Source organism: Streptomyces odonnellii (assembly GCF_000981895.1).
Classification (GTDB): Bacteria; Actinomycetota; Actinomycetes; order Streptomycetales; family Streptomycetaceae; genus Streptomyces; species Streptomyces odonnellii.
In genome coordinates this window covers 1-10,779 of sequence record NZ_LATD01000176.1, presented here as the reverse complement: position 1 = coordinate 10,779, position 10,779 = coordinate 1, and the positions used below count along the sequence as shown (strand labels likewise).

Genomic DNA, 10,779 nt, shown 5'->3' with positions numbered 1-10,779 from the left:
CTCCCCGCCCTTTCCGGTGGGGGAGGAGGCGGGCTTTCGCGTAGGAACGCAGAGTGCTCGCCCCGCCGCGCTCCGTACGGCCCTTCTTCGCCCCTTGTGCGCCCGGCGGAGCGCTAATGCGGTACGGGACGCGACCCCCGGCGCGATAGGGTCGGAGGACGACTTTCCAGTCGCTTTCTTTCGAGCTCTTTACGCGAGCTTCTTTACAGAAGGCCGTCGACAGATCAGGGAGCGGTGCGGCGTGACCGGTGGAGAGGTTGCCGGGATCCTGGTGGCCGTGTTCTGGGCCATTCTGGTCTCCTTCCTGGCCGTGGTGCTGGTGAGGCTGGCCCAGACGCTCAGGGCGACCACCCGGCTGGTGGCCGAGGTGACCGAGCAGGCGGTGCCGCTGCTGGCGGACGCCTCCGCGACGGTTCGCTCCGCGCAGACCCAGCTCGACCGTGTCGACGCCATCGCGACGGACGTCCAGGAAGTCACCTCCAACGCCTCGGCGCTCTCCACGACGGTCGCCTCCACCTTCGGCGGCCCCCTGGTCAAGGTCGCGGCGTTCGGCTACGGCGTACGCCGGGCCATGGGACGCAGGGCGACGCCCGCCGCCGGGACCGGGGACGCCGAGCCGGCCCCCCGCCGCAGGGTGGTCACGGGCCGTACGCTCCCGTCCGCCCGGCGCAGGAACAGGAAGGGCTGAGGCAGCGATGCTCCGCCGTACGTTCTGGTTCACCGCGGGCGCCGCAGCCGGCGTCTGGGCCACCACCAAGGTCCACCGCAAGCTCAGGCAGCTCACTCCCGAGAGCCTCGCCGCTCAGGCCGCGAACAAAGCCATCGACGCCGGGCACAAGGTGCGGGAGTTCGCTGTTGACGTGAGGGCGGGCATGCTGCGGCGCGAGGCCGAGCTGGGCGAGGCACTGGGCCTGGAGGCACCGGCGGGGCGAGCGCTCCCGGCGCCCCGGCGGCTCACCGCCATCGAATACACCGACCGGACCGAGCACACCGAGCGTCCCCGCACGACGCACTCCTCCTACAACCCGTACGACCGGAATGAGGACCACTGATGGAGTCGGCTGAAATCCGCCGCCGCTGGCTGAGCTTCTTCGAGGAGCGCGGCCATATTGTCGTGCCCTCGGCGTCGCTCATCGCGGACGACCCGACTCTGCTGCTGGTCCCGGCGGGCATGGTGCCCTTCAAGCCGTACTTCCTCGGCGAGGTCAAGCCGCCCGCCCCGCGCGCCGCCAGCGTCCAGAAGTGTGTGCGTACCCCGGACATCGAAGAGGTCGGCAAGACCACCCGGCACGGCACCTTCTTCCAGATGTGCGGGAACTTCTCCTTCGGCGACTACTTCAAGGAAGGCGCCATCACCTACGCCTGGGAGCTGCTCACCAGCTCCGTGGCCGACGGCGGGTACGGACTCGACCCCGAGCGCCTCTGGATCACCGTCTATCTCGACGACGACGAGGCCGAGCAGATCTGGCGCGAGAAGATCGGCGTACCGGCCGAGCGCATCCAGCGGCTGGGCAAGAAGGACAACTTCTGGTCCATGGGCGTCCCGGGACCCTGCGGTCCCTGCTCGGAGATCAACTACGACCGCGGCCCCGAGTTCGGCGTCGAGGGCGGCCCCGCCGTCAACGACGAGCGCTATGTGGAGATCTGGAACCTGGTCTTCATGCAGTACGAGCGCGGCGAGGGCACCTCCAAGGAGGACTTCGAGATCCTCGGGGACCTGCCGTCCAAGAACATCGACACCGGTCTCGGTCTCGAACGTCTCGCCATGATCCTCCAGGGCGTACAGAACATGTACGAGACCGACACCCTGCGGGTCGTCATGGACAAGGCCACCGAACTCACCGGGGTGCACTACGGCGCCGACCACGCCACCGATGTCGCCCTGCGGGTGGTGGCCGACCACATCCGTACGTCCGTGATGCTCATCGGCGACGGCGTCACCCCGGGCAACGAGGGGCGCGGCTATGTGCTGCGCCGCATCATGCGCCGCGCCATCCGCAACATGCGGATCCTCGGCGCCACCGAACCGGTCGTCGCCGAACTCGCCGATGTCGTGATCAAGACGATGGGGCAGCAGTACCCGGAGCTGGAGACCGACCGCAGGCGCATCGAGACCGTGGCCGTCGCCGAGGAGGCCGCCTTCCTCAAGGCCCTCAAGGGCGGCACCAACATCCTCGACACCGCAGTCACCGAGACCAGGGACGCCGGCGGCACGGTCCTCTCCGGCGACAAGGCCTTCCTGCTCCACGACACCTGGGGCTTCCCGATCGACCTCACCCTGGAGATGGCCGCCGAACAGGGCCTCTCCGTGGACGAGGACGGCTTCCGCCGGCTGATGAAGGAGCAGCGCGACCGGGCCAAGGCCGATGCCAGGGCCAAGAAGTCCGGCCACGCCGACCTCTCCGCCTACCGCGCGGTCGCCGACACCGGAGGCATCACCGAGTTCACCGGCTACACCGCCACCGAGGGCGAGGCCACGGTCGTCGGGCTGCTCGTCGACGGAGTGCCGTCGCCCGCCGCCACCGAGGGCGACGAGGTCGAGATCGTCCTCGACCGCACCCCCTTCTACGCCGAGGGCGGCGGCCAGCTCGCCGACCAGGGCCGGATCAGGCTCCACAGCGGCGCCGTCGTCCAGGTGCGCGATGTGCAGCAGCCGGTGCCCGGTGTGTCCGTGCACAAGGGAACAGTGCAGGTCGGCGAGGTGACCGTGGGCGCCTCCGCCTACGCCGCCATCGATCTGCACCGCCGCCGCGCCATCGCCCGCGCCCACAGCGCCACCCATCTCACCCACCAGGCGCTGCGCGACGCCCTCGGCCCGACGGCCGCCCAGGCCGGTTCCGAGAACTCGCCGGGCCGCTTCCGCTTCGACTTCGGCTCGCCCTCCGCCGTACCGGGCACGGTCCTGCTCGATGTCGAGCAGAAGATCAACGAGGTCCTGGCCCGTGAGCTGGACGTCCACGCCGAGGTCATGGGCATCGACGAGGCCAAGCGGCAGGGCGCCATCGCCGAGTTCGGCGAGAAGTACGGCGAGCGGGTCCGGGTCGTCACCATCGGTGACTTCTCCAAGGAGCTGTGCGGCGGTACGCATGTCCGCAACACCGCCCAGCTCGGCCTGGTGAAGCTGCTCGGCGAGTCGTCGATCGGCTCGGGGGTACGGCGTATCGAGGCCCTCGTCGGCGTCGACGCGTACAACTTCCTGGCCAAGGAGCACACGGTCGTCGCCCAGCTCCAGGAGCTGGTCAAGGGCCGCTCGGACGAGCTGCCCGAGAAGATCTCCGGCATGCTCGCCAAGCTGAAGGACGCCGAGAAGGAGATCGAGAAGTTCCGCGCCGAGAAGGTCCTCGCCGCCGCCGGCGGGCTCGCCGAGAGCGCCGTCGACGTCCGGGGCACGGCCCTGGTCACCGGGCAGGTCCCGGACGGCACCTCGGCCGACGATCTTCGCAAGCTGGTCCTCGATGTCCGCGGCAGGCTGGACCAGGGCGCCGGCGGCAGGCCCGTCGTGGTGGCTCTCTTCACCACGGCCAACGGCAGGCCGCTGACGGTCATCGCCACCAACGAGGCCGCCCGCGGGCGCGGACTCAAGGCCGGCGATCTGGTCCGTACCGCCGCCAAGACCCTCGGCGGCGGAGGCGGCGGCAAGCCGGACGTCGCCCAGGGAGGCGGCCAGAACCCCGACGCCATCGGGGATGCCGTGGCCGCCGTGGAGCGTCTGGTCGCCGATCTCTCATGAGACGCGGTCGCCGGATCGCGGTCGATGTCGGGGACGCCCGGATCGGGGTCGCCTCGTGCGACCCCGACGGGATCCTCGCCACACCGGTGGAGACCGTGCCGGGACGCGATGTCCCGGCCGCCCACCGTCGGCTGCGCCAGATCGTCGAGGAGTACGAACCGGTCGAGGTGCTCGTCGGCTTGCCCCGCTCCCTCAGCGGGGGCGAGGGACCGGCCGCGGCGAAGGTACGTTTGTTCGCACAGGAGCTGGCCAGAGGCATCGCGCCCCTGCCGGTACGACTGGTCGACGAGCGGATGAGTACAGTGACGGCCGGCCAGGGACTGCGTGCTTCGGGCGTGAAATCCAAGAAGGGCCGGTCGGTGATCGACCAAGTGGCGGCGGTTGTCATCCTCCAGAGCGCGCTGGAGGCCGAACGGGTCTCTGGTGAGCCACCCGGTGAGGGCGTCGAAGTGGTCATCTGATCGCGATACGGTAACGTTCCGCGCGATGCGGTGGTGTTCGAACAGTCACCGCACAAAGAAGAGGCGAAACGGATGCCGTGCCACTCGCGCAGCGGCCGCCGCCTCGCGGCTCTAGGGGATCGATGACTGACTATGGCCGGGGCCCCGGCTCCGAACCGTGGCACCCCGAGGACCCCCTGTACGGGGACCCGGGGTGGGGAGCACAGCAGCCCGCGGGCGGCCACGCTCCGTACGGTGGGCAGCCGCAGCAGCAGTACCCGCAGCAGCACGCGCAGCCTCAGCAGCAGTACGGGGGCGGACAGGACCCGTACCAGCAGCAGTACGCGCCTCAGCAGCAGCCGCAGCAGTACGGGCAGCAGCAGGGAGCGCAGCAGCAGCATCCCGGGCAGCAGGCCTATGGCGGCCAGCAGTACGCCGATCCCCAGCAACAGCCCCAGCACCACCAGCACCCTCACCAGCAGCAACAGCACCCCCAGCAGGCGCAGCATCCTCAGCAGTACGGCCAGCAGCAGCACGCCCAGCACCCGCAGCAGGCCCAGCAGCACCTTCAGCAACAGCAGCCTCAGCACCAGCAGAATCCCCAGCACCCCCCGTACAACGATCCGCAGTACAACGGCGGCTGGGACACCGGCCAGCAGGCCTCCATGCCGTACGCCGCGAATCCCGCCGTCCCCTACGACGGCGCCCAGGGCGTCGGCTACGGCGAGGGCCAGGACCACTACGGCACCCCCGACGCCTACCCCCCGCCCAGGCCACCGGCCCAGCGCAAGGCCGAGCCCGAGCCGGCCGAGGAGTGGGAGGACGACCAGGAGAAGGAGAGTCACCCCTTCTTCACCGGTGAGGACGACGGCGACGACGAGGGGCCGGACGACGCCGGCGGGCGCAGGGGCAACGGCGGCCGGGAGCGCAGGACCAAGAAGAAGAGCCACAACGGCGTCGCCTGTCTCTTCCTGAGCGTGGTGCTCGTCGGCGGGGTCGGCGGCGCGGGCTATGTGGCGTACCAGTTCTACCAGTCCAAGTTCGGCGCGCCCGAGGACTTCGTGGGCGCCGGCACCAGCTCCGTCCAGGTGGAGATCCCCCAGGGGGCCGGCGGCTACGAGATCGCCTCCATCCTGGTCAAGGGCGGAGTGGTCAAGAGCGCGGGAGCGTTTGTCGCCGCCCAGCGGCAGAACCCCCAGGGCAACTCGATCCAGGCGGGCGTCTACACCCTGAAGAAGGGCATGTCCGCCGCGCACGCCGTGAAGCTGATGCTCAGCCCGGCCAGCCACAACGACCTGATCATCCCCGAGGGCAAGCGCAACGTCTGGGTCTACGAGCAGATGGACAAGCGGCTCGGGCTCAAGAAGGGCACCACGGCGGCGGTCGCCAAGGCGCAGGCGAAGAACCTCGGTCTGCCGGACTGGGCGAGGGGATCCAAGGACGTCAAGGACCCGCTGGAGGGCTTCCTGTTCCCGGCGAGCTACCCGGTCGCCAAGGGCACGAAGCCGGAGAGCATCCTCAAGAAGATGGTCGCCCGGGCCACCTCCGAGTACAGCAAGGTGGATCTGGCGGAGGAGGCCGACAAGCTCGGTCTGACGTCGCCGCTCCAGGTGATCACCGTCGCGAGCCTCGTCCAGGCGGAGGGCAAGTACAAGCACGACTTCGACAAGGTCGCGCGGGTCGTCTACAACCGCCTCGAACCGGACAACACCGAGACGGTCGGCCGGCTCGAATTCGACTCCACGGTCAACTACATCAAGAGCCAGAGCAGGCTCGACCTCGGCGCGGTCGACGATCTGCGCAAGCTCAAGGACCCGTACAACACGTACTCCATCAAGGGACTTCCGCCCGGGCCCATCGGGAACCCCGGTGCCGAAGCACTCCAGTCGGCGCTCAACCCGACGCCGGGCCCCTGGTACTACTTCGTGTCCGTCACCGAGGACAAGACCCTCTTCGCCGAGACCAACGAAGAGCACGAGCGGAACCGTAACGAGTACCTCAAGGAAAGCCAGAAGGAGACCCCGAAGCGGTGACCCCACACAGGCGGGCGGCGGTCCTCGGATCGCCCATCGCGCACTCGCTGTCGCCGGTGCTGCACCGGGCCGCGTATGCCGGCCTCGGCCTCCCGGACTGGTCGTACGACCGGTTCGAGGTGGACGAGGCCGGGCTGCCCGGCTTCTTCGGGACGCTGCGGGACGACGCCTCCTGGGCCGGGCTCTCGCTGACCATGCCGCTCAAGCGCGCCGTCATCCCGCTGCTCGACGGGATCACGGACACCGCGGCCTCGGTCGAGGCGGTCAACACGGTCCTGTTCGGCGACGACGGCCGGCGCACCGGTGACAACACCGACATCCCCGGCATGGTCGCCGCGCTGCACGAGCGGGGGGTCCGTACGGTCGGCTCGGCGGCGGTCCTGGGCGCGGGCGCCACCGCCTCGTCCGCCCTGGCCGCTCTCGCCAGGATCTGTACGGGACCGGTCACCGCGTATGTACGCAGCGAGGCCCGCGCCGCCGAGATGCGCGGCTGGGGCGAACGCCTCGGGGTCGACGTCCGTACGGAGACATGGGAGGACGCGGCCGCGGCCTTCGACGCGCCCCTGGTGATCGCGACCACCCCGGCGGGCACCACCGACGAGCTTGCGGCGCGGGTGCCCGACCGGCCCGGCACCCTCTTCGACGTGCTGTACGAGCCCTGGCCCACCGGGCTCGCCGCCGCCTGGTCCCGGCGCGGCGGCCCTGTTGTCTCCGGGCTCGATCTGCTCGTACACCAGGCGGTGCTCCAGGTCGAGCTGATGACGGGCCGCTCGCCCGCGCCCCTCGCGCTGATGCGGAAGGCCGGCGAACAGGCACTCGAAGCGCGGTAGCCGCAGCCCGGTCCGATGTCCGGTCGCTGGACGGGAGGGCGAATCGTCCCGACGGGCGTGGGAGGATCGGACATGGCGGGCCGGGGCCGCGCACCGGTCGCGCCATCAGGGCCTAACAGTCGAGGGCGCGAGCATGAGGAGCACCGTTGAGCAGGTTGCGCTGGCTGACAGCGGGGGAGTCGCACGGACCCGCACTCGTGGCGACGCTGGAGGGTCTTCCCGCCGGTGTGCCGATCACGACGGACATGGTCGCGGACCATCTCGCCCGGCGGCGCCTCGGCTACGGACGCGGCGCGCGGATGAAGTTCGAGCGTGACGAGGTCACCTTCCTCGGCGGTGTGCGGCACGGCCTGACCATGGGATCCCCTGTCGCGATCATGGTCGGCAACACGGAGTGGCCCAAGTGGGAGCAGGTCATGGCGGCCGACCCGGTCGACCCCGACGTACTCGCCGGACTGGCCCGCAACGAGCCCCTGACCCGGCCCAGGCCCGGTCACGCCGATCTCGCCGGAATGCAGAAGTACGGCTTCGGCGAGGCCCGGCCGGTCCTGGAGCGTGCCAGCGCCCGGGAGACCGCCGCGCGGGTCGCGCTCGGCGCGGTGGCGCGCTCGTATCTGAAGGAGACCGCCGGGATCGAGGTCGTGTCCCATGTGGTGGAGCTGGCCGCGGCCAAGGCTCCCTACGGTGTGTACCCGGTCCCGGCCGATGTGGAGCGGCTCGACGCGGACCCGGTGCGCTGCCTCGACGCGGACGCGAGCAAGGCGATGGTCGCCGAGATCGACCAGGCCCACAAGGACGGCGACACCCTCGGCGGAGTCGTCGAGGTGCTGGCGTACGGCGTGCCGGTCGGACTCGGCTCGCACGTCCACTGGGACCGCAGGCTCGACGCGCGGCTGGCCGCCGCCCTGATGGGCATTCAGGCCATCAAGGGCGTCGAGATCGGGGACGGCTTCGGGCTGGCGCGGGTGCCGGGATCCCAGGCGCACGACGAGATCGTGGCGACCGACGAGGGCATCAGGCGCGCCTCCGGCCGCTCCGGCGGCACCGAGGGCGGGCTGACGACCGGTGAACTGCTGCGCGTACGGGCCGCGATGAAGCCCATCGCGACCGTGCCCCGGGCGCTCGCCACCGTCGACGTGGTCACCGGCGAGGCCGCGAAGGCCCACCATCAGCGCTCCGACGTATGTGCCGTGCCGGCCGCGGGCATTGTCGCCGAGGCCATGGTGGCGCTGACCCTCGCGGACGCGGTCGCCGAGAAGTTCGGCGGCGACAGCGTTCCGGAGACGCGCCGCAATGTCCGTTCGTACCTCGACAACCTCCAGATCCGATGAGCGCGACGGATCCGGCGGGCCGGCCGGGCGGACCGGCCGTCGTACTGATCGGGCCGATGGGCGTCGGCAAGACCACCGTGGGCGAACTGCTCGCCGAGCGGCTCGGTACGGGGTTCCGCGACAGCGACGCCGACATCGTCGCCGCCGAGGGCAGGCCCATCTCGGACATCTTCATCGAGGAGGGCGAGGACCACTTCCGGACGCTGGAGCGGGAAGCGGTACGGGCGGCGGTCGCCGAGCACCCGGGCGTTCTCGCACTCGGCGGCGGCGCGGTCCTCGACGCCTCCACCCGTGAACTGCTCAAGGGCCTGCCCGTCGTGTTCTTGTCGGTCGACGTCGCCGAGGCGGTCAAGCGCGTCGGGCTGAACACCGCGCGCCCGCTGCTCGCGGTCAGTCCGCGCAAGCAGTGGAAAGAACTCATGGACGCCCGGCGCCACCACTACACCGATGTGGCGCGCGCGGTGGTCGCGACCGACGACCGGACCCCCGAGGAGGTCGCCGACGCGGTCCTCGACGCACTCGGCCTGAAGCGGCGGCCCGAGGACGACTCCGCCGGGCCGGCCGAGTCCGCCGGGTCCCCGGCGCCCGCCGAGACCCCCACCCCCGGCAAGGAGAATCAGGTATGACGGACCAGGCAGTCACCCGGATCCAGGTCGGCGGCACGGCCGGGCACGACCCGTACGAGGTGCTGGTCGGCCGACAGCTGCTGGGGGAGCTGCCCGCCCTCATCGGACCGAAGGCCGCACGGGTCGCCGTCATCCACCCCGAGGCGCTCGCCGGGACGGGCGAGGCGCTGCGCCAGGACCTCGCGGACCAGGGGTACGAGGCCGTCGCCATCCAGGTGCCCAACGCCGAGGAGGCCAAGACCGTCGAGGTCGCGGCGTACTGCTGGAAGGCGCTCGGGCAGACCGGCTTCACCCGTACCGATGTGATCGTCGGGGTCGGCGGCGGCGCCACCACCGATCTCGCGGGGTTCGTGGCGGCGTCGTGGCTGCGCGGGGTGCGCTGGGTCGCCGTACCGACCACCGTGCTCGCCATGGTCGACGCGGCGGTCGGCGGCAAGACCGGCATCAACACGGCCGAGGGCAAGAACCTCGTCGGCGCCTTCCACCCGCCTGCCGGGGTGCTCTGCGATCTCGCCGCGCTGGACTCGCTCGGTGTCCACGACTACGTCAGCGGTATGGCCGAGATCATCAAGGCGGGCTTCATCGCGGACCCGGCCATCCTCGAACTGGTCGAGGCGGACCCCGAGGGCGCCCGTACGCCCGCCGGCACGCACACGGCCGAACTGATCGAGCGCTCGATCCGGGTCAAGGCCGAGGTCGTCTCCAACGACCTCAAGGAGTCCGGTCTGCGCGAGATCCTCAACTACGGCCACACCCTCGCCCACGCCATCGAGAAGAACGAGCGGTACAAGTGGCGGCACGGCGCGGCCGTCTCGGTCGGCATGGTCTTCGCGGCGGAGCTGGGCCGGCTGGCCGGACGGCTGGACGACGCGACCGCCGACCGGCACCGCTCGGTGCTGGAGTCCGTCGGGCTGCCGCTGACCTACCGCGGCGACCAGTGGCCCAGGCTGCTGGAGACGATGCGGGTCGACAAGAAGTCGCGCGGCGACCTGCTGCGCTTCATCGTGCTGGACGGACTCGCCAAGCCCACCGTGCTGGAGGGGCCCGACCCGGCGGTGCTGCTCGCGGCGTACGGGGAGGTGTCGGCGTGACCCGGCGGGTGCTCGTACTCAACGGACCCAACCTCGGGCGGCTCGGCTCGCGCGAGCCCGACATCTACGGGGCGACGTCGTACGCCGGGCTGGTGGACGCCTGCGGGGCGCTCGGCAAGGAGCTGGGCCTCGATGTGGACGTACGCGAGACGAACGACGAGGGCGAGCTGATCCGCTGGCTGCACGAGGCAGCGGACGGGGAGATTCCGGTCGTTCTCAACCCGGGCGCGTTCACGCACTACTCGTACGCGATGCGGGACGCGGCGGCGCAGCGGACCGCGCCGCTGATCGAGGTGCACATCTCGAATCCGTACGCGCGCGAGGAGTTCCGGCACACCTCGGTGGTCGCGGCGGTCGCCAGCGGTACGGTCGCGGGCTTCGGCATCGGCTCGTACCGCCTGGCACTGCGGGCCGTCGCGGAGGAACTCGGGGGCTGAACACCGGGCCGTCCGGCGATGGAGGACGAACGGGGGCCGGGAGCGGTACCGTTCGGTAACGCAGGGCCCGCGGGGCCGCCGACAGCGTCAGTCGCACGAGACGGAGTGGCACCGGATGCAGCACGCAGGCGGATGGGCGCACCAGGCCCCTCCTCCCGGCCCGCCGACCGGGCCCGGGGCCCCGCAGCCGCCGGGGCATCAGCCTGCCCCGGGCTGGACGGGACCGCACCGGGTGCCGGGCCCCCCGCCCCCGCCGGGTCC

The 10,779-nt window shown here is 71.1% G+C and carries 10 protein-coding genes; all 10 read left to right on the top strand.

Translation table 11 applies throughout. The annotated features are described in order from the left end of the window. Positions 1-241: 241 nt before the first annotated feature. The 10 genes from WH07_RS17560 to aroQ all read left to right on the top strand — a co-directional run bounded on the left by WH07_RS17560 (position 242) and on the right by aroQ (position 10,518). Positions 242-688: a DUF948 domain-containing protein gene (locus WH07_RS17560; protein ID WP_046500922.1), complete on the top strand. Its 447-nt coding sequence runs from the start codon at positions 242-244 to the stop codon at positions 686-688. A gap of 7 nt (positions 689-695) precedes the next feature. Continuing rightward, positions 696-1,052: a hypothetical protein gene (locus tag WH07_RS17555; protein ID WP_046500921.1), complete on the top strand. Its 357-nt coding sequence runs from the start codon at positions 696-698 to the stop codon at positions 1,050-1,052. After that, the gene (gene alaS, locus WH07_RS17550; RefSeq protein WP_046500920.1) at positions 1,052-3,730 is read left to right on the top strand and encodes an alanine--tRNA ligase; all 2,679 of its coding nucleotides are present in this window, start codon (positions 1,052-1,054) and stop codon (positions 3,728-3,730) included. The genes WH07_RS17555 and alaS overlap by 1 nt, the downstream gene beginning before the upstream one ends. Beyond that, the gene (gene ruvX / locus WH07_RS17545) at positions 3,727-4,191 is read left to right on the top strand and encodes a Holliday junction resolvase RuvX (protein ID WP_046500919.1); all 465 of its coding nucleotides are present in this window, start codon (positions 3,727-3,729) and stop codon (positions 4,189-4,191) included. Before alaS ends, ruvX begins: the two co-directional genes overlap by 4 nt. A gap of 122 nt (positions 4,192-4,313) precedes the next feature. Next, complete coding sequence (gene mltG, locus WH07_RS17540; RefSeq protein WP_046500918.1) at positions 4,314-6,203, top strand: endolytic transglycosylase MltG; 1,890 nt, start codon at positions 4,314-4,316, stop codon at positions 6,201-6,203. After that, a complete protein-coding gene (locus tag WH07_RS17535; RefSeq protein ID WP_046500917.1) occupies positions 6,200-7,033 on the top strand; it encodes a shikimate dehydrogenase in 834 nt (277 codons plus the stop codon). Before mltG ends, WH07_RS17535 begins: the two co-directional genes overlap by 4 nt. Before the next feature lie 146 nt (positions 7,034-7,179). Then, positions 7,180-8,364 (top strand): chorismate synthase, encoded by a 1,185-nt coding sequence (aroC, locus tag WH07_RS17530; protein ID WP_046500916.1) that lies wholly within the window; start codon positions 7,180-7,182, stop codon positions 8,362-8,364. Next, positions 8,361-8,990, top strand: a complete 630-nt coding sequence (locus WH07_RS17525) for a shikimate kinase (RefSeq protein WP_046500915.1) — start codon at positions 8,361-8,363, stop codon at positions 8,988-8,990. The genes aroC and WH07_RS17525 overlap by 4 nt, the downstream gene beginning before the upstream one ends. Next, complete coding sequence (aroB, locus tag WH07_RS17520; RefSeq protein ID WP_046500914.1) at positions 8,987-10,081, top strand: 3-dehydroquinate synthase; 1,095 nt, start codon at positions 8,987-8,989, stop codon at positions 10,079-10,081. Before WH07_RS17525 ends, aroB begins: the two co-directional genes overlap by 4 nt. After that, entirely contained in the window at positions 10,078-10,518 is a 441-nt protein-coding gene (aroQ, locus tag WH07_RS17515; protein WP_046500913.1) for a type II 3-dehydroquinate dehydratase, read from the top strand. The genes aroB and aroQ overlap by 4 nt, the downstream gene beginning before the upstream one ends. Positions 10,519-10,779: the final 261 nt, after the last annotated feature.

Excerpts from the sequence above, each read along its gene's own strand:
- WH07_RS17555 (WP_046500921.1), top strand. The coding sequence starts at position 696 with ATGCTCCGCCGTACGTTCTGGTTCACCGCGGGCGCCGCAGCCGGCGTC.
- WH07_RS17525 (WP_046500915.1), top strand. The coding sequence starts at position 8,361 with ATGAGCGCGACGGATCCGGCGGGCCGGCCGGGCGGACCGGCCGTCGTA.
- ruvX (WP_046500919.1), top strand. The coding sequence starts at position 3,727 with ATGAGACGCGGTCGCCGGATCGCGGTCGATGTCGGGGACGCCCGGATC.
- alaS (WP_046500920.1), top strand. The coding sequence starts at position 1,052 with ATGGAGTCGGCTGAAATCCGCCGCCGCTGGCTGAGCTTCTTCGAGGAG.
- mltG (WP_046500918.1), top strand. The coding sequence starts at position 4,314 with ATGACTGACTATGGCCGGGGCCCCGGCTCCGAACCGTGGCACCCCGAG.
- aroB (WP_046500914.1), top strand. The coding sequence starts at position 8,987 with ATGACGGACCAGGCAGTCACCCGGATCCAGGTCGGCGGCACGGCCGGG.